General features: G+C 62.2%; 22 protein-coding genes. 15 read left to right on the top strand and 7 right to left on the bottom strand.

Going from position 1 to position 25,506, the window contains the following annotated elements:
- Both ACT9TC_RS13990 and ACT9TC_RS13985 read left to right on the top strand, forming a co-directional pair.
- Positions 1 to 1,128, top strand: coding sequence for a DegT/DnrJ/EryC1/StrS family aminotransferase (locus tag ACT9TC_RS13990; protein ID WP_458041069.1), 1,128 nt, complete (start codon positions 1 to 3; stop codon positions 1,126 to 1,128).
- Positions 1,125 to 1,850: a cytidylyltransferase domain-containing protein gene (locus ACT9TC_RS13985; protein ID WP_458041068.1), complete on the top strand. Its 726-nt coding sequence runs from the start codon at positions 1,125 to 1,127 to the stop codon at positions 1,848 to 1,850. The genes ACT9TC_RS13990 and ACT9TC_RS13985 overlap by 4 nt, the downstream gene beginning before the upstream one ends.
- Before the next feature lie 5 nt (positions 1,851 to 1,855).
- On the opposite strand, the gene ACT9TC_RS13980 is transcribed toward ACT9TC_RS13985, so the two are convergent.
- Positions 1,856 to 2,233, bottom strand: a complete 378-nt coding sequence (locus tag ACT9TC_RS13980) for a hypothetical protein (protein ID WP_458041067.1) — start codon at positions 2,231 to 2,233, stop codon at positions 1,856 to 1,858.
- A 27-nt stretch (positions 2,234 to 2,260) separates the two neighbouring features.
- Positions 2,261 to 2,953 carry a hypothetical protein gene (locus ACT9TC_RS13975; protein ID WP_458041066.1) on the bottom strand — a complete coding sequence of 231 codons (693 nt, stop codon included), beginning with the start codon at positions 2,951 to 2,953 and terminating at the stop codon, positions 2,261 to 2,263.
- A 151-nt stretch (positions 2,954 to 3,104) separates the two neighbouring features.
- Between ACT9TC_RS13975 and ACT9TC_RS13970 the strand changes: the two genes are divergently transcribed.
- Together ACT9TC_RS13970 and ACT9TC_RS13965 are read left to right on the top strand one after the other, a co-directional pair.
- Positions 3,105 to 5,357, top strand: coding sequence for a hypothetical protein (locus tag ACT9TC_RS13970; RefSeq protein ID WP_458041065.1), 2,253 nt, complete (start codon positions 3,105 to 3,107; stop codon positions 5,355 to 5,357).
- Positions 5,358 to 5,430: 73 nt separating this feature from the next.
- The gene (locus ACT9TC_RS13965) at positions 5,431 to 7,536 is read left to right on the top strand and encodes an acyltransferase family protein (protein WP_458041064.1); all 2,106 of its coding nucleotides are present in this window, start codon (positions 5,431 to 5,433) and stop codon (positions 7,534 to 7,536) included.
- 25 nt (positions 7,537 to 7,561) lie between these two features.
- Here the strand turns inward: ACT9TC_RS13965 and glf are convergent, their stop codons facing one another.
- Complete coding sequence (glf, locus tag ACT9TC_RS13960) at positions 7,562 to 8,698, bottom strand: UDP-galactopyranose mutase (RefSeq protein ID WP_458041063.1); 1,137 nt, start codon at positions 8,696 to 8,698, stop codon at positions 7,562 to 7,564.
- Between the two features lie 86 nt (positions 8,699 to 8,784).
- On the bottom strand, positions 8,785 to 11,016 hold the full coding sequence (locus ACT9TC_RS13955; protein ID WP_458041062.1) for a hypothetical protein: 2,232 nt from the start codon (positions 11,014 to 11,016) through the stop codon (positions 8,785 to 8,787).
- 95 nt (positions 11,017 to 11,111) lie between these two features.
- Between ACT9TC_RS13955 and ACT9TC_RS13950 the strand changes: the two genes are divergently transcribed.
- Genes ACT9TC_RS13950 through rfbB form a run of 10 tightly spaced genes read left to right on the top strand, consistent with a single transcriptional unit; the run spans position 11,112 to position 19,497 of the window.
- The gene (locus tag ACT9TC_RS13950; RefSeq protein WP_458041061.1) at positions 11,112 to 11,978 is read left to right on the top strand and encodes an NAD-dependent epimerase/dehydratase family protein; all 867 of its coding nucleotides are present in this window, start codon (positions 11,112 to 11,114) and stop codon (positions 11,976 to 11,978) included.
- On the top strand, positions 11,975 to 12,718 hold the full coding sequence (locus ACT9TC_RS13945) for an NDP-hexose 2,3-dehydratase family protein (RefSeq protein WP_458041060.1): 744 nt from the start codon (positions 11,975 to 11,977) through the stop codon (positions 12,716 to 12,718). The genes ACT9TC_RS13950 and ACT9TC_RS13945 overlap by 4 nt, the downstream gene beginning before the upstream one ends.
- Positions 12,706 to 13,734, top strand: a complete 1,029-nt coding sequence (locus ACT9TC_RS13940; protein ID WP_458041059.1) for a Gfo/Idh/MocA family protein — start codon at positions 12,706 to 12,708, stop codon at positions 13,732 to 13,734. Before ACT9TC_RS13945 ends, ACT9TC_RS13940 begins: the two co-directional genes overlap by 13 nt.
- Positions 13,731 to 14,177, top strand: coding sequence for a GtrA family protein (locus ACT9TC_RS13935; RefSeq protein WP_458041058.1), 447 nt, complete (start codon positions 13,731 to 13,733; stop codon positions 14,175 to 14,177). Before ACT9TC_RS13940 ends, ACT9TC_RS13935 begins: the two co-directional genes overlap by 4 nt.
- Positions 14,174 to 15,007 carry a glycosyltransferase family 2 protein gene (locus ACT9TC_RS13930; protein ID WP_458041057.1) on the top strand — a complete coding sequence of 278 codons (834 nt, stop codon included), beginning with the start codon at positions 14,174 to 14,176 and terminating at the stop codon, positions 15,005 to 15,007. The genes ACT9TC_RS13935 and ACT9TC_RS13930 overlap by 4 nt, the downstream gene beginning before the upstream one ends.
- Positions 15,004 to 16,026: a glycosyltransferase gene (locus ACT9TC_RS13925; RefSeq protein WP_458041056.1), complete on the top strand. Its 1,023-nt coding sequence runs from the start codon at positions 15,004 to 15,006 to the stop codon at positions 16,024 to 16,026. The genes ACT9TC_RS13930 and ACT9TC_RS13925 overlap by 4 nt, the downstream gene beginning before the upstream one ends.
- The gene (locus tag ACT9TC_RS13920; RefSeq protein WP_458041055.1) at positions 16,016 to 16,939 is read left to right on the top strand and encodes an NAD-dependent epimerase/dehydratase family protein; all 924 of its coding nucleotides are present in this window, start codon (positions 16,016 to 16,018) and stop codon (positions 16,937 to 16,939) included. Before ACT9TC_RS13925 ends, ACT9TC_RS13920 begins: the two co-directional genes overlap by 11 nt.
- Before the next feature lie 60 nt (positions 16,940 to 16,999).
- On the top strand, positions 17,000 to 17,587 hold the full coding sequence (locus ACT9TC_RS13915) for a dTDP-4-dehydrorhamnose 3,5-epimerase family protein (RefSeq protein WP_458041054.1): 588 nt from the start codon (positions 17,000 to 17,002) through the stop codon (positions 17,585 to 17,587).
- 40 nt (positions 17,588 to 17,627) lie between these two features.
- A complete protein-coding gene (rfbA, locus tag ACT9TC_RS13910; RefSeq protein ID WP_458041053.1) occupies positions 17,628 to 18,497 on the top strand; it encodes a glucose-1-phosphate thymidylyltransferase RfbA in 870 nt (289 codons plus the stop codon).
- 1 nt (position 18,498) lies between these two features.
- Positions 18,499 to 19,497: a dTDP-glucose 4,6-dehydratase gene (gene rfbB / locus ACT9TC_RS13905; protein ID WP_458041052.1), complete on the top strand. Its 999-nt coding sequence runs from the start codon at positions 18,499 to 18,501 to the stop codon at positions 19,495 to 19,497.
- 51 nt (positions 19,498 to 19,548) lie between these two features.
- Here rfbB and ACT9TC_RS13900 read toward each other — a convergent pair whose 3' ends face one another.
- The 3 genes from ACT9TC_RS13900 to ACT9TC_RS13890 form a co-directional block, all read right to left on the bottom strand.
- Positions 19,549 to 21,771 (bottom strand): LGFP repeat-containing protein, encoded by a 2,223-nt coding sequence (locus ACT9TC_RS13900; RefSeq protein WP_458041051.1) that lies wholly within the window; start codon positions 21,769 to 21,771, stop codon positions 19,549 to 19,551.
- Between the two features lie 80 nt (positions 21,772 to 21,851).
- Positions 21,852 to 22,736, bottom strand: a complete 885-nt coding sequence (locus ACT9TC_RS13895) for a glycosyltransferase family 2 protein (RefSeq protein WP_458041050.1) — start codon at positions 22,734 to 22,736, stop codon at positions 21,852 to 21,854.
- 11 nt (positions 22,737 to 22,747) lie between these two features.
- On the bottom strand, positions 22,748 to 24,436 hold the full coding sequence (locus ACT9TC_RS13890; protein ID WP_458041049.1) for a glycosyltransferase: 1,689 nt from the start codon (positions 24,434 to 24,436) through the stop codon (positions 22,748 to 22,750).
- 187 nt (positions 24,437 to 24,623) lie between these two features.
- On the opposite strand from ACT9TC_RS13890, the gene ACT9TC_RS13885 reads away from it, so the two are divergent.
- Positions 24,624 to 25,490, top strand: coding sequence for an ABC transporter permease (locus tag ACT9TC_RS13885; RefSeq protein WP_458041048.1), 867 nt, complete (start codon positions 24,624 to 24,626; stop codon positions 25,488 to 25,490).
- Positions 25,491 to 25,506: the final 16 nt, after the last annotated feature.

Here is a 25,506-nt window from a genome sequence, read left to right as displayed (position 1 = left end):
ATGATGCTTCCCTACGGTCGTCAGTCGATCTCTGAGGAAGACATTGCGGCGGTCACGGCGGTGCTACGCGGCGATTGGCTGACGACCGGCCCCGCTGTCGATGAGTTCGAGCGGCAGATCTCGTCTCTCGCGGGCGGTCATCGCGCGGTCACCTCAACCTCGGGAACTGCCGCGCTCCACATGGCATATGCGGCGGCCGGTGTCGGACCGCAGAGTGAAGTGATCTCGACACCCATGACTTTTGTGGCCACGACTGCGATGGCTTCGCTGCTCGGAGCTCATATCGTGTTCGCGGACGTCGAAGAAGATACCGCACTCATCGACCCATCCGCTGTCGCGTCGCTGGTCACGGATGCGACGCGCGTCATCGCGGCAGTTGACTATGCCGGGCATCCCGCAGACTACGACGCACTCCAGCCGATCGCCGACGCCGTCGGTGCGCTCACGCTCGACGACGCAGCCCACTCGATCGGCGGAACATATCGAGGTAGACCTGTGGGTGACCTCGCGGACATCACGACTTTTTCGTTCTTTCCGACGAAGAACATGACGACCGGAGAGGGCGGTGCGGTAGTCGCAAAGGATCCCGATATCGCCCAGAGGGCTCACGAGTTCCATTTCATCGGGCTGGTACGGGATCCCGATCGGTTCGAGATCGTCACAGAAGGTTCTTGGCACCAGGAGGTCCACGAGTTCGGGGTGAACTATCGGCTGACCGATATCGCGTGCGCGTTGGGGATGGCTCAGATGAGGAGACTGGATGCCTTCAAAGAACGTCGCGCGGCGGTGACGGCACGCTACAACGCCGCCCTTGACGACGTGGCCGGGGTACGCACCCCGGCACAGCGAAACGACGTCGATCCCGTCTGGCACCTGTATCCGCTGCGGGTCCTCGATGGACGTCGCCGTGTTGTCTACGACAGGATGCGCGCTGCTGGGATCGGCGTGCAGGTCAACTACATGCCCGTGTACTGGCATCCTGTTTACGCTCGGGCCGGCTACCGACGAGGAATGTGTCCTAACGCGGAGAAGTTCTACCGCGAAGAACTGTCGCTGCCGATCTTCCCCGGCATCACCGACGAAGAAGTCGATCGTGTGGCCGAGACGCTCATCGAGGCTCTCCGTTGACCCGGATCGGCATCGTCACGCAGGCTCGGATGTCGAGTAGTCGGCTGCCGGGAAAAGTGCTGCTTCGCGCCGGCGGAGAGTCGATGCTGGCCCATCACATCACTCGGCTGAACGCATCCCACCTGCCAGTCATCGTCGCGACATCCGTCAACGAGATCGATGACGCTGTCGTCGGCGAGGCGCGCGCATACGGAGCGCACGTATTCCGCGGAAGCGAAGAAGATGTCCTCGGCAGGTTTGCCGGAGCGGCCAGACAGCATCGTCTCGACGTCGTTGTCAGGGTGACCGCGGACTGCCCGCTCATCGACGCAGACGTCATTCTCACCGGAATCGAACGCTTCGTCGATCTCAGCGACGACGGCGCGCACGTCTCGAACGTCCTGGAAAGGACGTATCCTCGAGGCTTCGATTTCGAAGTGTTCTCAGCGTCAGCGCTCTTGCACGCGGATGGTCACGCGACCAGTCTCTCCGATCGCGAGCACGTCACTCCGTATCTCTACCGGAATGGCAGCGGGCTCTCGAGCCTCCATTCCATCCGACGCCCCGCCGATGCGTCCGCTTTCCGCGTCACACTTGACACGACGGACGACCTGCGACTCCTGACGCGCCTGATCGACGAACACCACGCAGAGAGCCTGTCGGCCGAGCAGATTATCGAACTCCTCATAGCTGACCCGGAACTTGCCGCGATCAACTCCCACATCGAGCAGAAACGGATCTGATCGGGTCAATCCGCCCGATCGTGCTCCAGGCGACGCAGACGCTCCTCGAACCGTGACACGGCCTGCAGCCGGAGGCGGGCACGCTCGTGTTCGGCTCGGGCCCGCTGCAACTCGGTGTCTGGGTTGAGGGGCGGAAGGTCCAGTTCGTTGCGGAGCCGCTCGAAGCGCACCTCGAGCGAAGCGAGTTGGGGCGCGAGACGGTCGAACTCGGATCGGAGAAACGAGAAGTCAGCCTGGTTTCCCCTCAACCGCGCTTCATACTCCTCACGTTCGCCACGCAGGTTCTCCCGCTCGACGTCGATCTCGTCGCGGAGCTGCTTCAGCGCCCTGTCGACGCGCCTCGCTACCGCTGCGTCCAACCTCGTGCGAAACCGCTTGAGCATGTTCCTCAACTCCCTTGTGAGTTCCTGCTAACGATGAAGGGCCACGCGGCCCGAGCCGATCAGGGAACGGATCAAGGCAGCTTCCGCTGCGATTCGATGCTCCGTACCGACGGGTGATGAGTCGCCGTATGCGTGACGCCATTCGCTCTGAGACGGCTCGTCCACGAAAGAGAACCCGGCCGCATCGATCCGCAGCTCAGGAAAAAGGTTGAGGGCGATCCACAACATGATCGTGCCGGTCGTAGCCCACTGCCCCTCCGCGCGAGGATCGATCCCGATGGCAGACCCCAGTGGGAGCACTACTTCCCGATTGGGAACGGTCAGCGCCCCGAGGTCTTCCGGCCAGAAATCGGGGATCTTCGGGTTCTCATCGAGCAGCATCCCTGGCTCGACAAGCAGATAGAGCCGTTCTGCGTAAGACTCGAAGAACCAGGGAGAGGGTCTTACCCCTCGGTTGAATACGACGACATCGGCGCGCGTGCCTACAGTCGCGGGGCTGCCGGGTGGGTCCAGCGCGAACCCATTTACTCGGAACACGATGTCCGCGCCGTCGATGATCGCAGCCCGGTCGGTTGACGGGTCCAGCGGTTGGTTGCCGACAACGGCGACCGAGGTGACTTGCCCGGTGCGAGAGAAGCTCAGCGCGAGATCTCGAAGGTTCTCATAGAAACGCAACTCCATAGCGCGCGTGTCAGTGATCGAATCCAGCGAAGTCCCCATGGTCCACCCACCCTATTACTACTGCCACGAACCGTCCGTACGCGCGGTGGGGGCTAGCCGTCATCGGACGACGGCCAATCTAACTCCGCGGAAGGAAGGAGCGCCGCAGCGCGTCGGTACGATGAGCATCTCGTGGGCGAAAGGACGTGGGATGACCCAACCAGGGGCAGGAACGGCGCTCATCTCTACGCGTCGTGCACCGACGATCCTGCCCGCGCTTGTCTGCTTCATCGCTGTTGTGTTGGCCGTCGTGGCGATGCTCCTCGCTTCCGGACTACCTTTGGACGCCCTCGTGCAGTACGTCGCATACATCGTTTTTTGGGTGGTGGCGCCCGGGCTCGTGCTACACCGCACTCTGCGCGGTGCTCAGACGACCTGGGGCGCGGATATCAGCCTCGGTGCGGCGACGGGGATCGCGGCGGGCTTGATCGCATGGGTAATGTACAGCGCAGCGGGGCTTCAACATTGGCTGTGGACATGGCCAGTCCTCGCAGCACTCCCGCTCCTGAGCCGACGCGCTCGCCGCAGGGCAGCCACGCGTCCAACGGAATACACCGCCGCGCTACCGGCCGCAGCAGTTGCAGTCGCCGCACTGGCGGCTCTCTTCCAATTACAGCGCACCTATTTCACGGCGTGGGATCTTCCCCCCACCGCGCGCCCCTATTACAGCGACCTTCTCTGGCACATGAGCCTTGCAAACGAGGCAATGCGCAGCTTTCCGCTGATGAGCCCGCAATCGCTCTTCGCTGCGCCGATCAAGTATCACTGGTTCGCGAATGCTGACATCGCGCTGGCGGCACTCATCAGTGGCCTGGATGTGCCGGTCCTGCTGCTGCGGCTATGGCCCGCGTTCCTTGTGCCGCTGATCATCGTCCTGGTCGCGGTCGTGGGCCGACAGATCAGCGGCCGCGCATCGGTGGGGGCTGTGGCGGCGCTCGTGACTGCGATGACCACCTTCCTCGTGCCGCTCTGGCCCGTTCTCGATGTTCAGGATGTCTTTCGTCCCATCTCGCCGTCCCAGCTCTACGCGTTCATACCTCTCCTCCTCATCCTCTCCGCGGGAATCACGCTTGCAACTTCTCGCCGTGTCCACGTCGGCGCGCTCATTCTCATCATTGCGGCGCTCTGTGTCGCGGCAGGGTCGAAGCCGACAGTGCTCCCCATGGTCATCGCGGGGAGCGTTGTCGGGACTGCGGCGGCCGCGATCATGCGCGGTCGCTGGGGCGCGTTCGCTGCGGTCCTCGGCGTAGCCTGCGCATTGCAGGTCGTCTCCTCCGCGGTGATCTCGGGCGGAAACGATGGGATGGCGATAACGCTCTTCTCCGGCCTCACCCTCTTCGGGTTCGTAAGAACGCTTCTGGAACCATCCGCCTCGTCCAGTGCGAGTTTCCTGTTGCCCGGCATGTTCACCCGCCCGTCTGGCGGGCTCGCAGTGGGAGCCCTGGCGGCGATCTCCGCCGTCCGGCCGCTGCTCGGCGCAGCACCGCTGTTCAATCGCGAGCTCAGGCTCAATGCCACTGCGTGGTGGCTTGCGGGAATGGCTGGCGCGGGCGCCGCAGGTTTCCTCCTTCTGGCCCATCCGACCTACAGCCAGCTGTATTTCGCGCACACCGCCGTTCCTGTCGGAGCTATCGTCGGCGCGTGGTGGCTCGTATCTGCCATCGGTGACCGGGTATGGGCGGCTCGGCTCGCTATCGTCTCCGCTATCCTCGCGGCGTCCCTCGCCTGGGCTGCGGCGTTCGCGACCCGCAACGCAGCGGATTGGGCGCCCGAACTGATCCTCCGCATCCTTGCCTGGATCGGGGTCATCGGGCTCGCTATGGCCATCGCGGCATGCATTACCGCCATAGCTTGGAGGCGCACCGGCCACAGGATGAGCGGACCCGGCACAGTCATCGTCCTGGCAGGCCTGATGGGCGCAATGCTCGGCTCGCTCCCCGCGGCCGCCCTGCTCCCGCCCTCTGCCCCCCTGTCCGAAGACGCGCGACAGCTCTCTGAGAGTGAGGCCGCTCTCTGGATCGCAGAGAACACGGACGCGGATGCGGTACTGGCGGTGAACGACCACTGCGCCGGCGAAGAAGCACCAGTCTGCGATTCACGGGTCTACTGGGCGTCGGGGCTCGCAGGGCGGCGCGTGCTCTTGGAATCATGGTCGTACATCCCGGAGTCGGCAGACCTCGCGCCCGACACCATCATCCGACCGGCGTTTGACCTCACCCTGCTGGAGTTCAACCAGTCTCTCTTCACGGGTCCGACCGCCGATTCGACAGCGGAGGCGCGCAGTCTCGGCGTCGACTACCTCGTCGCGACATTAGGAGCGACTGAGGTGTCTGCGGAACTGAACAGCTATTGCACGACCGTCTTCGAGAACGACCACGTTCTGGTGTGCGCTCTCATGGGATGAGCTCGCACCGAGGCAGTCTCGCAGGAATCGCTGGGTACGCTGAGTCACGACCTTCAACCCAGGACCCGCCCAAGTGACATCCACACAAACCGTTTCCTCATCGCGCAAAGTGCGTCCCCACGTTGCCGTTGTCCGACCCGAGATCCAGGCGTTGCGAGCGCTTGCGGTCTTGGGTGTGCTGTTGTTCCATCTTTGGCCGAATCGCCTCCCAGGAGGATTCGTCGGCGTCGATGTCTTTTTTGTGGTCTCGGGTTTCCTGATCACCGACCATCTCATCCGCGAGTGGCTCACCCGCGGGAGGGTCTCACTCACGACGTTCTGGGCCCGTCGGGCGCGCCGCCTCATCCCGGCTTCGCTCCTCGTCCTTCTTGCCACCGTGGTGGGGGTTCGGCTATTCGTTCCCGACGTCCGATGGGGCCAGTTTGGGACAGAAATAATCGCGAGCGCCTTCTACGTCGAGAATTGGGCACTCGCAGCGCAATCCGTGGACTATATGGCGCTGTCCAACGTCAAATCGCCGGTGCAGCACTTCTGGACGCTGGGAGTCGAGGAGCAGTTCTACCTCCTCTGGCCGCTGCTGATGGTGGCCTCGCTGGCACTCGCACGAGTGCTGCGGCGACGTTCGATGGTCACGCTCGCTCTCGTAGTCGGCGTTGTATCCGCGGCGAGCCTCGTTCACTCGACAGTTTCAACCGCGATCGACCCCTCGGTGGCGTACTTCTCAACTCTCACGCGAGCGTGGGAGTTCGGAGCGGGAGCACTACTCGTCTTCATCCTCCGCCGCCACCCTGTGCCATTCGGGGGCGGCTCCCGAGCGGCAGCGGCATCCTGGGCTGGCGCAGTGATGATCGTCACCGCAATGGTGGTATTTACGGGCTCGACACCATTCCCGTCATTCACGGCACTACTGCCGGTCATCGGAACACTGCTCGTGATCGGTGCAGGCACACCCGTCTCGCCCATCTCGCCTGCGCGCCTCATGGCGCTCCGTCCCATCCAATTCGTCGGTGATGTTTCGTATGGGACATACCTTTGGCACTGGCCGCTGATTGTGCTGCTTCCGTACGCTCTGGGCACGCCTCTGGGCACCGTCGCCTCGGTGATCGTACTGTTCGCGTCGATCGGTCTCGGCTGGGCCTCGAAAAAGTTTGTCGAGGACCCCATACGCGCTCGTCGTATAGTCGCGGACTCCAAACCACGTTGGACTTTTGCGGTGACTCTGGTCGCGATGCTCGGTGTGACGGCCGCAGCGCTTCCGATGGCGACCTTCCGCATTACCGCGCCGTCGATTCCTGCGGTGGGACAGCAAGCGGACTGTTACGGCGCAGAGGCCATGCTCGACACCACCTGCGGGCCTGCCCAGGATGTCGCGCTCACCGCCGCACTGAGCTCATTCTCTGTCGACCTTCCGCCTGACGACATCCTCGCCTGCGAGCGCCCGACAACCGCCGAAGATTACGTCCGATGCGATTTCGGAGACGAGCAGTCCTCCGGACCGCGAGTCGCCCTTATTGGCGACTCGCACGCCACCCGACTCGTGGAGCCGCTGCGCGAGACCATCCTCGCGCAGAACGGAACGCTCAGCACATTCCTCGTTTCGGGTTGCTCCATGATGTCAAACGAGCTGACGGGTTCGGCGTGGGGATACGAGACGCCTTACGCGGAACAATGCAGAAACGTGGCGGAGCGGATCCACGAAGCGGTAGCAGCCGATCCAACGATCGACACTGTGATTCTTAACAACCGGACGCGACTCTACGTATCTCCGGACGATTCGCTTCGCCCGCTGACAGCGGCAATGGTGAACCGCACCATCGAGAATTTCACTGCCGTCGGCAAGCGAGTTGTGGTGATTGCGGATCCCCCAGAGATGAGCGCCGTTCCACCCCGCAACGGCGGCAGCGCCGTTGATTGTCTAGCCAGCGCAACATCCCCGGTGGAGTGCGGACTGCCTCGGCCACAATCTGAATTTCCCGATCCGATGTCCGAGGCAGCCAAGGCATCCGGGGCAGGGCTAATCGACATCGATGACCTTTTCTGCACCGACCAGGTCTGCCTTCCCCAGATCGGCGGACTGGTCGTCTACTCAGACGACAACCACCTGACGCGCTCGTTCGCTCGCAGTTTGGTAGGACCCCTCGCCGAACGCCTGTCTCCGTGGATATCGCCCGGCGCATGAGCCCGTCCACCTACACAGACTCGCTTCAGGCCAGGTTGTTGTTCCACATCGACAACGCCGAGCCGATGGCCATATGCATGTCGAGGTACTGATATGTACCCAGCCGGCCGCCGAAGTACACGCTCTGCTCACCCGCCTGAAGATCGCGGTAGGCAAGCAGGCGGGCTCGGTCATCCGGGGTGTTGACCGGGTAGTAGGGCTCGTCCTCGCCACCGGCGAATCGCGAGAACTCCCGCATGATCACGGTCTTGTTGCGGGGGTAACGCTCTGCGCGCTCCGGGTGGAAGTGCTTGAACTCGTGGATGCGTGTATAGGGAATGTTGGCGTCCGCGTAGTTCATGACGGGTGTGCCTTGGAAGTCTCCGACTTCCAGCACCTCCTCTTCGAAGTCGAGCGTCCGCCAGCCCAGTTCCCCTTCGGCGTAGTCGAAGTACCGATCTATAGGCCCTGTGTAGACGATCGGAAGCTGTCCGACGGTGGCAGTCTTGTTCAGAGGCTGTGCTGCATCGAAGAAATCCGTCGACGGCTGGACGTCGATGTTGGGGTGATCGGCCATTCGCTCGATCCAGGCGGTGTACCCATCAATGGGCAGGCCCTCCCACGTGTCGTTGAAGTAGCGGCTGTCGTAGTTGTAGCGGACGGGGAGCCGACTGATGACCTCGGCGGGTAGATCCTTGGGATCGGTTTGCCATTGCTTCGCGGTGTAGTCGCGGATGAACGCCTCGTATAGAGGTCGCCCGATCAACCCGATGGCGCGTTCTTCTAGGTTCCGTGCTTGCTTCGCATCGAACTCCCCCGCGAGCTCCTGAACCAGCGCTCTCGCCTCGTCCGGCGTGTACGCAGATCGGAAGAACTGGTTGATGGTGCCGAGGTTTATCGGAAGGGGATAGACGATGCCGTTGTGAGTGGTGTGGACACGGTGAACGTAGTTAGTGAATGACGTGAACCGGTTGACGTACTCCCACACTGTCGGGTTGGAGGTATGGAAAAGATGCGCACCGTACCGGTGCACCTCGATGCCGGTTGTGGGCTCGTCTTCGCTGTACGCGTTCCCGCCGATATGGTGACGGCGATCGATCACCGTCACCTTGCGGCCGGCCGCCGCGGCACGCTCTGCAACAGTAAGGCCGAAGAATCCAGAGCCGACGATGAGAAGGTCCATGGCAATTCCTGACGATCGGGATGAAGGGCGGGCCTCATCTAGAGGTGACGTCGATCCGTACGGTCGGAGCGGCGCGACGGTCCAGTCTAGGCGCCCTTCGTCGGTTCTCCCTCCTTGCGGTCACCGCGACGCGAACTCCGGGAGAACGCGATAAGCAGCACAGCGAGCACGGCGGCAACGATCCCCGCCCCCAGCTCCAAGTGCCACCCGGGCGGACGGAAGACGATGGTCAGCTCCTCGCCCACATCTGCGGGTGTGACTCCCAGCGTGAGGAGATAGCCCCGCTCTGGAGCGAGAAGTTCCCCGCCGCTGCTCGTGTAGCCGGGCCACGCGAGGCGGCTAAACACGATCTCGCCTTGGTCTTCGGTAACGTCTTCGATCCGCACGCTCACCGATGTGTCGCTCTGCTCAAGGATCGTGACATCCAGTCCTGGCGACGTGCGAGCGACGCCACCCGCTGCATCCAACGGATCCGCGCGGCCCAGGGTCCAGGTGTACTCGCTTTCACGCAGTGTCCATCCCGGTGGTGGCACGGGTTCGTCCTCGAGCCCGACCCCCTTGATCACGATGATCTGATTGAGGCGCATGTCGTCGGCGAGCGGAACCGGCTCCTCGGCGGTGGTGTCGAACAAAGCAGCGAGCGCTTCGGGGCAGGTGTACCCACGGATATCGATGCACAGCTCCTCTGCAAACGCCTTGAACGGCAACACCGTGTAGACACCAACGACATCGCGGTCGGCGAGATACCAGAGATTCGCGATCAGGGACTCGCTATAGGCGCCGGGATTGTTCTGGAGCGAGTAAACGTCGCCGACAGTCATGATGCCGTTCTCGAGATCGACTCCGACATCGCGCATCTGCTCGACCGAGGACGGCACTTGGAAATTACCCATCGGACTGTTCGGGTACTTGGCGATCTGAGGCATCAGCACAACGACGGACGCGATGAGGGCAATGCCAGGCACTACCCACCCTCTGCGGCCATCTGCACCGCGGCGAAGTGAAAAATCGATGGCGATCCAACCGGCCATCTGGACACTGAACGCGATCGCCACCCACAGCCAAGAATCGGGTTGCGCGGCCCACGCCATCCATGCCGCGCCAGCTGTCACGAGGGTGATGCCCACCCGGTGCCGCCGTGCCGCAATCTTCGGCCAAGCCGTGCTCGCAATCACGGCCACGAGTATGGCGATTGCCAGCACCGCGTAGGGCATCATGCGCGCTGGGTAGCGTAGCGGCCCGAGTACACTCGGGCCGATCACGAGGGCGATCGTGCACCCCAGCACCCCGTACACGGTTATCAGGGGACGCCAGGCGCGTATCGCTGCCGCTCCGAGGACAACGAGGATCGGGACAAGCCAGGTGATGTATTGCATCGGGACGGGCGCCGCGTCGCCCCAGTAACCGCGAATCGTCGTTACTGCAGTCGCGATGGGGGACGTCGCGAGGTCGCTGAGGTCCATGCTCAGAAAGAGATCATTGGCAATCCCGGTCTCAGAGCGGACAGTCACGGGCGCGGTCAGGATGCCTGGGAGATAGACGAACACGGTGAGAAGCGCCGCATACAGCCCCAGCACGAGTGGTCGGACCACTTGTCGTGGCGATCGAAGGGCACCCTCCACAAGCGTGAAGGCAAACAGGATGACGAGTTCGATGACGCCGAAGACGTATCCGACAGTGATCAACAAGTAAGCGGAGACCAAGAAGGCCGCAGGGCCCTTTCCATAGACGAGATGCCGGCGAAGTGCCCACCACGCGAAAGCGAACAGGGCCACGCTCTGCAATCCCGTCACCCACGACGGCGCATCGAGGTACATCGTCTGACCTCCAGCTGTCGCCGCGAACGCCGCGACAGCTGACCAAGCCGGAGACGCTCCGAAACTGCGTGCGAGCAAGAATGCGCCAACACACAGCAGCACCAGCAGGAGCGTCTTGACCAGGGTGGCGTAGACGGCGGCGCTCGGCACCGCATGCGCGCCGAGACCAATCAGCCAGGCAAGGGGACTCCACAAACCCCACTGCCCCTCAGCCAGGAGATTCCCGCCCTGCCACGCTCCCGGGTCGAGGATCGTCCACGACCCCGAGAGGAGGCGATCCCCTAACTCGTACCACTGGCCGTAGGCGCCGAGCTGCGTGTCGTCCCAGAAGAAGTACCAAGGGGTGCGGATGACCCTCGCTACGACGTTCACCAGGGTCGCCGCAACCGCAAGGGCCAGCCAGACTTCGGCGCGGGAAGACAGCGGAACGCGCGGCTTGATCTTGCGTCTCGCGCCGCCAGGATTCGGGGGTGCGAGTGGCGCTGAAGTGGGGGTCGTCACACCTCGAGGGTACCGTCGGCGACGTCGCAGCTCGGTGCCACAGCCGCGCCCGAGTAGGCTGTTGCAGGCGCAAACGGCGCCCCAGGAGGAGTGTCATGGGTTCACGCGTCGTGGTCACGGGAGCGAACGGCTATCTGGGGCGTCATGTCGTTGAGGCGCTGCTCGCGCGAGGTGATGAGGTCGTCACGGTTAGCCGCTCAGCCGATCCGTGGTTGGTCGAACGAGTCGGCGAAGATCGGGTAATCAACCGCTCAGCCTTCGACCTCACGACCCAGGACTGGGATGTGCTCGCGGATGCCGACGCTTTGGTGCATCTCGCCTGGCGTGACGGTTTCGTGCTCCGCTCCCGAGCGCATGGCGAGGACCTGTCCTCGCACTACAGCTTCCTGATGGATGCCGCCGACCGGGGCGTGAAGCGCATCGCACCCATCGGGACGATGCACGAGATCGGATACTGGGAAGGGCCTGTCGACGCGGAAACACCGAGCAATGCGACGACCCCCTACGGCATAGCCAAGAACAGCCTGCGGGAACTATTGACGGCATCGCTGCCGGACACGACCGCCCTCGCGTGGCTGCGCTGCTACTACATCATCGGAGACGACGCGCGCAGCCAGTCCATCTTCAAGAAGATGCTGGATGCCGTCGACAGAAATGAGCGAGAGTTTCCCTTCACATCGGGGAAGAACCTCTACGACTTCATCGACATCGACGTGCTCGCACGTCAGATCGCCGCGGCGGCGATTGACAGCGAGACCACTGGCGTCGTCGAGTGCAGCACGGGTCGTCCGCGGACACTCGCCGACGCGGTCGAGGGCTTCATCCGTGAAAGAGAATTGCCCATCCGTCTTGCCTACGGGGCGTTCCCCGACCGGCCCTTCGATTCGCCCGGCTTGTGGGGCGACTCGACTCGGATCGAGGAGATAATGGCGCGTCAACAACAGATACGAGAGAGTCCATGACACTTCGCGATGACCTGATCGCCTTGGCCGCTTCTACTCCCGACCCGGGCGAATCTCAGAAGCTGATCGAATATATCGACCTTGTCCTGGGCGACGACAACCGGTTCCACTCGCTGGATGAGCTACGCCAATGGATCGACACCATCCGCGAGGCCTCGCCGATCCACCTTGAACGCAAGCGGATCCCCGAACTACGCGATTGGCACGTCGATCCAGACACCGGGGAGATCTCACACGTATCCGGCGAGTTTTTCCGAGTGATCGGTGTGGGCATCTCGAACTCGGCGCGCGAGGTGAGCGGCTGGGACCAGCCGTTCATCTTCCAAAAAGAGGCCGGGATACTCGGTATTCTCCGTGCTCGCTTCGATGGTGTCTGGCATTACCTCCTGCATGCGAAGGCAGAGCCGGGCAACACGCTTCTGTACCAGATCTCCCCGACGCTGCAGGCGACTTACTCGAATCTCAAAACAGCGCACGGGGGGCGGGTTCCCCGTTTCAGCGAGTTTTTTCTCGAAGAAGGTGCCGCTCCACGTACCGTTGTGTACCGACAGTGGCTTGCGGAGGACGGTGGACGGTTCTACCTCAAGTCGAACCTGAACATGCTGGTCGAGGTGGCCGCCGAGGACGTTCCGGATTTCCCTGACGAGTACCGCTGGTTCACCCTCTCCCAGATCAAGCGCCTCCTGCAGGAAGACAACTACATCAACCCGCATGTGAGAGGCATCTTGTGCCACCTCTGAACGTCGGTGTCCTGGGCGCGGCGAAGATCGCGGACAAGTCCACGGTCCCCGCCATGCTCGCCACTGAGGGGGTGTCCGTCGCCGGAGTGGCTGCTCGGGATAGCGCCCGAGCCCAGGCGTTCGCCACCAAGCACGACATCCCGGTCTTCGATAGCTACCAGGAGATCATCGACGACCCAGCGGTGGACGCGGTCTATGTGCCACTTCCTGTGGGGCTGCACGCCCGGTGGGCGCTTGCCGCAATTGCTGCAGGCAAGGATGTCCTGGTGGAGAAGTCTCTTGCCGGCACCCTCGCCGACTGTCTGGAGGTCATCGATGCCGCGCGTGCCGCAGGTGTTGTGATCGTAGAGAACTTCATGTGCGAACGCCACCCGCAGAACACCTTCATCCGTGAGGGACTTGCGTCGGGGATTATTGGAGAACTTCATCACGCGACGCTGTCCTTCGGGTTCCCCGCTTTCCCGCCGGATGACCTTCGCAATTCTGCCCGGCTGGGCGGGGGGGCATTGAACGACGCCGGGGCATACTGCCTCGATATGGCGACGTACTACAGCGGCAGGGCTCCGGAAGCTGTCACGGCGCGACTCGCAGCTGGCCCGCACGGCGTCGATGTCGTCGGTAGCGCTTTCCTCGAGTACGACGACGAGCTGACCGTCTCCGTGTCGTTCGGATTCGGCTATGACTATCGAAACGAGGCAAGATTCTGGGGTGCTTCTGGTCAACTCGAGGTTGACAGATGCTTCTCGATCCCGCCTGACCGCCCACCTGCCGTCTCGGTCACCCGCAACACGGTACGGGAGGACATAGAGCTGGCGGCGGCAGACCAGTTCCGCCTTCAGGTCGAGTATTTCCGTGACCTCGCGGTCGCGGGCGGGCCGGCCGTTGCTCGAGAGCTGGATGCCAGGGAGCGTCATGCGCGCGTCATGGAAGCTGTCAGAGTCTCTGCCCGAGAGCGCCGCCGAGTTCTCGTCAACGAGGTCATGCCTCGTGCCTCGGCGCGGGATGCATCCAGATGAGTGAGTTCGAGGAGCCGCAGGCGCCGCCTGGACCTCTTTTGCGCCTCATTAAGGACAAGCGGATCGCTTTCCTCATCGTGGGGGTCGCCAACACCGCCATCGGATTCCTCTGGTACACCCTCTTCCTCTGGCTGCTCGGAGCTCTGCCAGTGGGCTACATAATTGCTCTCGTTGCCGCCCAGATCACTAGCGTCCTGTGCGCCTTCGTGCTGTACAGGCGCTTCGTCTTCCGCGTGCGCGGCCACGTCTGGCGCGATCTGATGGCCTTCTCGTCGGTCTACGCAGTGTCGTTCGCCATCAATATCGTCGCCCTACCGATCTTGGTCGAGATCGTGGGCTTTCATCCTTTGGTCGCTCAGGTGGCTATCGTCTTCGTGACGACGATCGTGAGCTACGTGGGACACAACTACTTTTCTTTTCGCAGGAAGCACGGTGCGTCATGACAGTCCCCAAGGTTTCGGTGGTCGTTCCCGCCTTCAACAACGAATCATTCATCCGACAGACGATGCGGTCCGTCCTTGACCAGGACGGGGTCGATCTCGAACTCGTCGTTGCTGACCACAGCTCGCAGGACGGAACCTGGGACGCAATGAGCGAGTTCGCCGGGGATCCGCGCGTGCGGCTGCTGTCGACGCCTGCGGGCGGCGGCGCCGAAGCCAACTTCAACCGTGTCTCCGCGGAAGCGCGCGGCGACTACATCAAGCTTCTTCCCGGGGACGACTACCTCTTGCCGGGGGCACTCGCACGACAGGCCCGAGCGCTGGACGAAGATGATGCGGCAGTACTGACGGCATCCCGCCGCACTATCGTCGATGCACGGGGCGGAACGGTGATCCGCGCCCATGGGCTGAAGGGCGTGAAGCGACGTCTCTCCGGAAGCGACGCGATCCGACGAACCGTTCGCGCCGGTTCCAACATCTTCGGAGAGCCCGGCGCAGTGCTCATGAGACGTGAAGCTCTGGAGAGTTCAGGACTGTGGGACTTCAGTCACCCATTCCTGGTCGATCAAGCTACCTACGTGAACCTCCTGTTGAAAGGAGACTTCATCCCTGATCAGGAGCCCGGAGCTGTTTTCCGTCTGAACAACGGCCAGTGGAGCGTCGCGCTCACCGACTACCAGTACGAGCAAGTCTCATCGTTCCACCGCGCGCTGAGCGAAGCGAACCCCGGACTCCTCACGCGAAGCGATGTGCGGGTTGGCAACCGAAACGCGTGGCTGATGGCACAGCGGCGAAAGCTCACTTACCGGATATTGCAGAGGAGGATGTCATGACCGAGCTGGATGCCTTCGAACACCGCATCTCTATCGTCATCCCCGTTTACCGAGGGGAAAGAACGCTACCGGCCGTCATCGATGAGCTTCTCCCCTACGTACAGGGTTTCCACACCGCTGCCGGCCACCGCGCCCGGATCGAAGAAGTCATTCTTGCGTACGACCGTGGCCCCGATCGATCAGACGAGGTCATGCGGCACCTGTCGAGTGAGCACAGCTTCGTGAAAGTGGTGTGGCTGAGCCGCAACTTCGGACAGCATGCAGCGACCATGGCCGGCATCTCATCCTCCGGTGGCGACTGGATCCTCACGATGGACGAGGACGGGCAGCAGGATCCCGCATTCATCGGTCTTCTGCTCGACACAGCGATCGCCGAGCAGGCGGAGGTCGTCTACGCCAGGCCCACGAACAAGCCGCCGCACGGTGCGGTGCGAAACAACGCTTCCCGACTGGCGAAACGGGTCTTGCAGAGCGTTTTCGGCAGCGGCAACGCTGCGGAGTTCAACAGCTTCCGGCTGATCCTCGGCGAGGTAGGACGGAGCGTGGCGGCCTACACCGGTACCGGCGTATACCTAGATGTGGCGCTTACATGGGTGGCGAACCGCCAGGTGACCGCGCCGGTGGTACTGCGCGAGGAAGGGGACCGCCCATCTGGCTATTCCTATGCGCGGCTGCTCGGCCACTTCTGGCGGATGGTTCTGTCCACCGGCACCAAAGGCTTGCGCCTCGTGACAGTTCTGGGAGGGCTGTTTGCGGCGGCCGGGGTGCTCTTCGCGGTCTATCTCATCGTTGTCCGTTTTGTATCCGGGAACGTGCCCGAGGGCTGGACCTCGCAGATGGTGCTCACATCGCTCGGCGTGGGAGCGATCCTTGTTGCACTCGGGATCGTCGCGGAGTATGTGGGCGTTGCCGTGAACATGGCAATGGGTAAGCCGCCGTACCTCATCGTGCGGGACCCGGCGCTGTCGCCCCTCGCAGCTCGCCCCAGCAACACTCAGCCGCGGACCGATGATCGCTGACTGGGTCGTCGGACGTGGGCTGCTGGGCAGCGCGGTCGCGCGACAGATGCGGAGCGAGCCACTCTCTCGCTCGGTCCGCTGGGACGACGACGAAGCTGCGCTCAAGGATCTGACATCCGGCCTCCGCTCGCTCTACGAAGTCGACGCCGACCAGTACCGCATCTTCTGGTGCGCAGGAAGCGGAGTGACCGCCACCCCTGCAGCGGTGCTGGCACGCGAGAGCGCCCTATTTGCAGAATTCCTAGCGGAGTTCGCATCTATCCCGCAATCTGCGGCCCGACGCACCACCTTCTTCCTTGCTTCTTCCGTCGGTGGCGCGTACGCCGGAGTCGGCTTGCCGCCCTACTCGGAATCGTCACCTACCGCGAGCGCCTCACCATACGGGGACACCAAGCTCGCGATGGAGCAATCCCTCAAAGCCGCAGCAGAGCAGTTTGGATTGCGCGGGTTCATCGGGCGGATCACGAACCTCTACGGGCCCGGCCAGAAGGTCGGCAAGAAGCAGGGACTTATTTCGGTGATGTGCGAGACGTACTTCAACCACGAGCCTGCGACCGTGTACGTGTCTCTGGACACGCTACGTGACTACATCTACGAAGATGACTGCGCCGCGGTGGTGCTTGCGGGAACGGACAGGGCGACGGCTCTGGCGCCGGGTGAATGCGCGGTAAAGATCATCGGCTCAGGCCAGGCCGTGTCGATCGGAGATCTCATCGGCACCATTACTCGCGTCCGCCGGCGCCGCCCACTCGTTGCCTTCGGCGGTGGTAATGCGGTCGGTCAGGCGCCGGATCTGCGCGTCCGAAGCGAGGTCTGGCCAGATCTCCAGGGCCTCGTTCAGACTCCGCTCCCGGCTGGCATCGCCGCCGTGTTCCGCTCGCTCGGCGAAGCGATGTCGCGCCCCAACGCGTGACGCGGAGCGTTCGCACTGCGGTTCTCTCGTCCTATCGCACCCGCTGATAGGCTCGAATCCATGCGTGTACGCCCTCTTGCAATCCCCGGCAGCTTCGAGTTCACCCCCCGACAGTTTGATGACAATCGCGGCTCGTTCGCCGAGTGGTATCGGTTCGAGCCTGTCGAAGAGGCCGTCGGCCACAAGCTCGATCTCCGGCAAGCCAATATCTCGCGTTCAGCCAAGGGCGTCCTGCGCGGCATCCACTACGTTGACCTCCCCGGACAGGGCAAGTACGTCACGTGCGCGTACGGAGCGGTGCTGGACTTCGTCGTAGACATTCGGGTCGGCTCTCCGACCTTCGGGCAATGGGACACCGTGCTGCTGGACGACAAGGATCGGCGAGCAATCTACATTGCCGAAGGGCTCGGTCATGCCTATGTCTCGCTCGAGGAGAACTCGATCGTGACGTATCTCTGCTCGAATGTGTATGACGCGGCGACCGAAGGCGCCATCCAACCTCAGGACACGACGATCGGCCTGACATTCCCCAGCGAACTGGGCCAGCCGATACTCTCCGACAAGGACATCATCGCGCCATCGCTCCAAGAGCTTCAGGACGCTGGAAAGTTGCCTACCTGGGAAGATTCTCGCGGCTACTTCCGTTGAAGCCCCCCTCCGTAGTGATCCAACAAGAGAGGAAGGCGCCATGAAGGGCATCATCCTGGCCGGAGGATCCGGCACGAGACTGCATCCCATCACTCTGGGCGTTTCTAAACAACTCGTTCCGGTGTACGACAAGCCGATGATCTACTACCCGCTGTCAACGTTGATCAACGCCGGCATCTCGGACATCCTCATCATCACGACTCCTCAGGACACCGACCAATTTCGACGACTGCTCGGAGACGGATCCCAGTTCGGCATCAACTTGAGCTATGCGGTTCAGCCGAGCCCAGACGGTTTGGCTCAAGCGTTCATCCTGGGCGCAGACTTTATCGGGCAAGACACCGTCGCGCTTGCCCTCGGAGACAACATCCTTTATGGACCCGGACTCGGTCAGCAGTTGCGGCGATTCAAGGACCTGACCGGAGGCGCGATATTCGCCTACTGGGTCGCCGATCCGACTGCCTATGGGGTCGTGGAGTTCGATTCTGAAGGCAACGCAGTGTCGATGGAGGAAAAGCCCGCCGTCCCTCGCAGCAACTACGCGGTGCCCGGCCTCTACTTCTACGACAACGAGGTCATCAGCATCGCGCGGGATCTCGCCCCCTCGCCGCGGGGTGAGCTAGAGATTACGGACATCAATCTCGAGTATCTGCGGCGAGGCTCGCTGCGGGTCGAAGTGCTCCCGCGTGGCACCGCTTGGCTGGACACAGGGACCTTCGATTCGATGACAGACGCCGCGGAATTCGTGCGCACCATGGAGCGGCGCACAGGGCAGAAGATCGGGTCTCCTGAAGAAGTCGCCTGGCGTCGAGGCTTCCTGACAGACGATCAGTTGCGTTCGCACGCCGAGACCCTTCGAAAGTCCGGCTACGGACAGTACTTCACAACTCTTCTCGAGCAGGGACGCTGATATGCGACGGCTCCTCGTCACCGGTGGTGCAGGATTCATCGGTTCGAACTTCGTGCACTATGTCATGGAGCACACAGATGACCACGTGACTGTTCTGGACAAACTCACCTATGCAGGAAACCTCGCCTCGCTCACCGGGCTACCGGAGCGTCGGCTGACCTTCGTCCAGGGCGACATCGCAGACGCGGCTCTCGTTGACAAGCTGTTTGCCCAGGTCGACTCGGTCGTGCATTACGCGGCCGAATCCCACAACGACAATTCGCTGAACGACCCCCGCCCATTTCTCGACACGAACATCGTCGGGACGTACACGCTCCTCGAGGCGGCACGTCGCCATGACCGCCGCTTCCACCATATTTCGACCGACGAGGTCTATGGCGATCTCGAGCTCGACGACCCACAACGCTTCACCGAAGCGACTCCCTACAATCCCTCCAGCCCATATTCTTCAACCAAGGCTGGCAGCGACCTCCTCGTGCGCGCGTGGGTGCGCTCGTTCGGGGTGCGAGCGACTATCTCGAACTGCAGCAATAACTACGGCCCCTACCAGCACGTGGAAAAGTTCATCCCGCGTCAGATCACGAACGTCATTCGCGGAATCAGGCCGAAACTTTACGGCGCCGGCGAGAACGTGCGTGACTGGATCCACGCCGATGACCATTCCTCAGCCGTCCTCCGCATTCTCGATGGTGGCGAGATCGGCGAGACATACCTCATCGGCGCTGACGGCGAGATGGACAATCGATCCGTCGTGAGACTGATCCTCGAGATGATGGGCCAGCCAGCAGACGCGTTCGACCATGTGACGGATCGTGCGGGTCACGACATGCGGTACGCGATCGACTCTGCGAAACTGCGCGATGAGCTCGGGTGGGCACCACGTTTTGCCGACTTCACGGCAGGTCTTGCCGCCACCATTGACTGGTATCGCGCGAATGAGGCGTGGTGGGCTGCGACAAAAGACGGCGTCGAGTCGTTCTACGCCTCGAAAGGTCAGTAGAACGCCGCGGTTCGCTCCGGGTATTCGCCCCCGAGCGAACCGCGGCCCTCTTCAACGCTGGGTAATAGCGCCTGTGGGCTGGTCCCAGACCAAGCTGCCGCGCTCGAAGCTGATCGAACAGCCTCCGACCACGCATGCTTCGCCGCCGGTCGGCCACCCGAGAACGCTACCTGTCCCACCCATGCCGACATAGGTCGACCACAGGCCGCTGTTGGTACGAAGGGAAGCGACAGGTCCACCCGCCTTGACGTAAACCTGGCCATTACGGAAACGCTGGGTCCACCCTCCTCCGTTGTCGGCGGTCGCCACCATGGCGGCGATGGGCGCGCCATGCCAGGAATTCACCCCGCCAGCGGTGAGCCACAGTTGCGCGATCGCGCCGCTGACGTCTCTAACCAATGACGAGCTCTTCTCCCAGGCGATCGCACCGCCCGCAAAAACTGTCCAGCAGCCGGCTGCACCACACGTCTCTGTACTTTCCGGCCATCCGAATGGCCCCGCCAGGCCACCTGACTGGATGAACCGCTGCGTGATGCTGCTTGAGGTTCGAAGCGCCGCGACTTTTCCTGCGGTCGACACGTACATCGAACCGCCGCTGAAGGACTGCACGGTTCCTCCCCCCGCAGTGGAGGTCTGCACCGGCGAGGCGGTGGGGACACCGAGCCCGCGCATCCCGCCGGACGCGGTCCACGCAGTCGCCACCGATTGCGTGAGATCCACGATCCCGAGTTTGGACGCCCACACGGAGATTCCAGCGTCGAAGGTGGTGGCGCACCCGTCAGCCGTACACTCTTCGCTGGCCACGGGCCACCCGAGCGCACTTGTAGGACCGCCGAGCGAGTTGTACCGCTGAGTGATCCCGCTATTGGCGCGAAGTGTCACCGTAGGACCGGCGCTCTTCACGAATATCTTCGCGCGAACGAAAGTTTGGTGCCACCCAGGGCTTGAGGTGTTGACCGTGGACATCGAGGTCGTCGGGGCACCGATCGGATTGTTGACACCGCCGCCCGCAAGCCAAGCCGAGTTGATCGCACCATATAGCGGGTAGACGCTACCGGTCTCGTTACTCCACGCCATACTTCCTCCTTGGAAGGCAGTACGGCATCCATACGCGCCACAGTCTTCTCCCCCGACCGGCCAGCCGAGAGCGTGCGCCGGACCTCCGGATGACAGGTAGACCTGCGTGATTAGACTGCCTGACCTCAAGATGATGTACGCACCCGTTCGCGGAACGAAGATTACGCCGTTGCGGAACTGCTGGTACCAGCCGCTGCCCGAGGCTCCGGTGTACACCATGTCGCTCGTCGGCATGCCCATCCAGCCGGCACTACCGCCCTGTGTATTCCAGATGTCAGCGATCCGCCCGCTGACATTGAGCCGCGTATTCCCGAACCAGTCAACGTAGTACTGGTAAAAATTGCGGTTTCCGTAGGACGAGCATCCGTCACCGGTTCCGTAGCCGGCGCGAAGCGCCGCGGGGTTCGGCTGATAGGGCGTGTAATTGTAGAGTGCCGCCGTCGCGTAGTTGCTCACGAGCACGTTCGTCCCGCCACACGCAGTGTTCGGGTGATAACCGATGAAGTGCGTCCCGGGCTGACGCGAGAATGCACCTGCTTTGTATGTCTTGAGCTGGGTCGTGCCCGCGATAATCTGTGGGCCCACGCCTGCATACGCAGGGTCGCAGGGCGACGTGTCGGGGCAGAACGCACCCATCGCTGCCCGCAAGTTCCAGTCAGAAGGTGCTCTGCTCGTTACGAGTCCTTGCTCCTTCTGAAGCGTGACGAGGATGACCTTCGCTGATATCCCACACGCTACCTGGGCTCGGTAAATCACCTCAGCCACACGCATCGTCCCGCCGGTGATCGGCGCACACACGGTGTTGCCCGTGCGTGCCGATACCACTGCGCCGCGCGACGTGAACCCTGCCGAAATCACGTTCAAGCACTTGCCGTTACTACACGCGCCGATTAGGCGGTCCAGAAATGCTTGGATTTCGGCGGTGGTCATTGCAGCCGAATCGTAAAAAAGTGCATCGCTGATGATGTCCGATGGGGAAAACTCCGCCAAGTTGGCTGTGCGGACCTGACTGTCGGGCAGGCTCGAGACGCTGTTAACAATCGTCGAAGACCGATCCTCCGAAACAGCGCGACCGGACTGCTCCGAAGCTTGGGCAACGCCCGGCACGAGGACCAACGCTGCCACGATTGCGGCTACCCAAACCTTGGACGCCCGCGAACGGGAACGGTCGTCAATGAAGGTGAGCCTGTTACGCATGTGCCTATTGTGACTCAATCACCGGCCGAATGCGGGCATTGGGCTCATCAGGCACGGCGTCCCCCTCTACCGCGGTGCTGTCAGGCCGACGCGGACTCTGGGTACCTCAGCGGAGGATTGAAAGCCACGCCACCCATCCACTTGCGCATCAGCGACAGGCGCAGCCGCCAGGGGACACGACCGCGGTGCAGACTGACGAACAAACGCGCACCAAACTCGAGGAAGTAGACGAGACCCTTGTGGTGGAGCAGGAACGAGGACTCGTTGCGGACTCCGTACTTGAATTTCCACAGGCTCTTGGCGTCGACCATCGCGAAGTTGACACCGCGGTTGTCGCCCATATCGTGCACGACAACGCTATCGAGTACCTGAACTCCGGGGCAGCGCTGAGTCAATCGAAGGGTGTACTCGCGGTCATCAAACCAGATGAAGTACTCCGCGTAAGGAAGACCGTACTCGGCCAACACCCATCGAGGAATGAGGACGGATACAAATGAGCAGGCGGTCACCATGACGTTTTGCTGTTGCTTGACCAGCAATCGCCCCCAATCCCAGGTCGGAACCGGATTATTCATTTCACAGATAGCTCCGTCCGTGAACTCGACCACGGAACATGCGAAGGGAACATCCCCACCTAGCTCGTCCACCGCCTCTCCGAAGCCGCGCACGAGTGCTGCCAAAGCGCCGGCCCGGGGATAGCAGTCGTCGTCCATGATCCAGACAAAATCGGCGCCGGTTGCGTAGCCGCGCGACATCCCCGCGGAGAAGCCGCCCGCACCACCCGTGTTCTCGGACATCGTCACGATCTCAAGCGGCACCACTGTGTTGAGATCGGCGAGGTACTGCGCTGTGCCGTCGGTCGAAGCATTGTCGATCACAAGGAGAGTCGATACGACATGAGTCTGCGCTTCGATGGACTCGACGACCTTCTTTAACTTCTCAAGTCGATTGAAGGTGACGACCACCGCTGCCACTGTCACCATGAGCTGACCTCCCGTTCAAACCATGAACTCGCGGACTCGTGTGCCAGCAGTTCTCGCTCAGCAGCGCGTTCGACCAGCCAAAGGTCCGCTCGCAGCTTTTCGTTCTCCGCGAGCTCGAGTACCTTGTCGGCCGACTCGATGACGGCACGGTGCACGTTGGACGAAACGAGAGCGTGATGCGGCAGGAGATCCGATTGCGCACCGACATCGGTCGAGATAACGGGCACACCGTGTGCGATGGCCTCGAGGGTCGTCAGAGTCAGACCCTCATTGTGTGAAGTGACCACAAGCAAATGGGACTCGTCGAGAGTTCGCCCGACGGGTACCGTCGAGTCGCGGCGCACGACTACGTCGGACAGCCCGTAGGACTTGATGAGATCATCGACCCAACCGGAGAGGTCTCCATCGCCGTGCATGATGAACTTCACTCCGCTCTCGCGACGCCGGACCCGCTGTGCCATTGCGGCAAAAACCTCCGGAGCCTTCTGTCGTGTCATACGGCCGATAAACGCGACTGTCAGCGGTTCACCCGCTGGCCGCGGGCGTAAGGAAGAATCCGCTAGATCTACGGTGAGCCCGGCAAGAGGGGCCATAACCACTTTTCTTGCATCAATCCCCTGTGTCGCGACCATCCACTTCTCGAGCGAGGGCGAGATGACGTGATGAGTAGTAATCGCAGTTTCGACCAGCGCACTACTGACGGGATAGCCACCACCACGGCGCTCGACGATGTGGGTGGAATCGACCACCGGAATGCCGGGGCGCGATTCCGTGATCCAATGCAGACGGTCGTACAGCCACTGATTGTGATGCACCACCACTCCGCGTATGTCAAAGGACCGCAATATCGCGCGCAGAAGTTCTTCCACGCCCGGAGTCTGCGATGTCACAGTGGGTTCCGAGAAGGGAATGAGCAGACAACCCTCTAACTCGTCCCGTGCCGCCCATGCCTGATGCGAGTCACGGTTGGTGAGAACGATAGGCAGGAACCCGGCATCGCGCGCGATACGAACACTCTCGAGGGCCCAACGTTCGGCGCCGCCCAGCTCCAGCCAATGAAGCCCGAAGAGCACAGCTCTGGGCGCGCCGTCAACCGCCCGCGGGGCGAGCACGATTTCACTGTCGGAGTGGGAGCCTCCCGGAAGGAACTCGATCTGGTACTCCCGTCTGGGAGCAGCCGAAACTGTGGGGCGGCGGTGGCGGAGCAGCTCGAGGTCTCTGATCTCGTCGTAGACGAGTGGTGCGCGGGTTCGAACCTGGCGGGCGAACCGACGCAAAAGGTCTCGCGGCACGCCACGCGGCGGGTCGAAGGAAAGCACCTCGTCGCGCGAGATTCGTAGGTGCCGACGCGGAGAGCTGGTCAACACGCCCGAGCGCGCCTCCGCTTGTATCGGGGTGCGCTCCTCTGCCGACACGTGGCTTCGGACGGCGAACGAATGTATGCGGGAGCGGAACGCTCGGTTGTACCCGGAAAAGGTTGTGTCGTCGGTTGTGCGCGGCAGAGACGAGTGATCGCCATCGTACAAATGCACCTCAAATCGTGCTCCCGGCGCCATCAGCGCGTGAAAATTCAGTGCACCAACCAGCAGTCGACGCTCACGACTCGACAGACCTCGCAAAGAATCGTCGGCTTCAACTATTTCGAAAAGAGCAGGCTGGCCGAGCACGACGTCAGGGGTCACGATGGAGGCAGAATCCTTCGAAAAGATGGCGTGGGTTCACGCGGTGCGGAAGCTCCAGGAGTCTATCAGCGTCCCTGTGGCATACCTTGAGCGACTGAACCGTCGGCCCACCGGCTCCACAGCCGCGGCAAAGATAGGATGGTTCAGCCCGCGCCTCGGGCGCCCTCCCACGCAAATAAGGAAGTCGATGCCCCTTTCGACGCCCGCGACGCCCTCCCTCGAGGAACCTGGTCGGAATCTCGGTCTGGTTGACGTATTTCGCCGCCGCTACCTGTTGTCGCTGATCGTCAGCAAGGAAGTCCAGATCCGCTACCGCGGCTCGATCTTGGGTTGGGTCTGGTCCTACGTCAAACCGCTCGTCCAGTTCGTCGTCTTCTATGTGGCGATCGGTGTCTTCCTCGGGATGAACGACAACGTCGAGTTCTTCCCGATCTACTTACTGGCTGGAATCACGATCGTCACCTTCTTTAGTGAAGCGTTCGCGAACGGCACCAGGTCGCTGGTTGACAATGCAGCCCTGATCAAAAAGATCTACCTACCCCGCGAGATGTTTCCGATATCCAGCATGCTGATCGCTGCGGTCAATACGTTGCCGCAGATTGTGGTGGTCATCGTCATCTCCCTGTTCTTTGGCTGGGCACCATCTGCCGCTCATATCGGCGCGATCCTCCTGGCGCTCGTCATTGTCGCCCTGCTTGCAAGCGGCCTCGGTCTACTTTTCGGCGCTGTGAACGTCTCGTTTCGCGACGCTCAGGCCCTCGTCGACATCATCGTCATGTTCGCCGTCTGGGCCTCGCCGGTGATGTATCAGTGGCAGATGGTGCAGGAGAAAGTACCCGAGTGGTTGTTTGTCCTCTATCGCCTCAACCCGCTCACGCCAGCCGTTGAGCTCATGCACTACGGGATCTGGTTTCCGCTCGAGCCACGAAACGCGGCGCTTCTTCCCGGGTTGTGGACTTATTCAGGCTCCGCGCTACTGATTGGTCTCGCGCTCATCATGATCGGCCAACTCGTCTTCCGTCGCTTGGAGGGTCGTTTTGCACAAGACCTCTGACCCTTCAAAGCTGCCG

This window comes from Microbacterium sp. HM-570 (assembly GCF_054165885.1).
The sequence above is the reverse complement of the archived record's forward strand: the minus strand, read 5'-3'. Positions and strand labels throughout refer to the sequence as shown.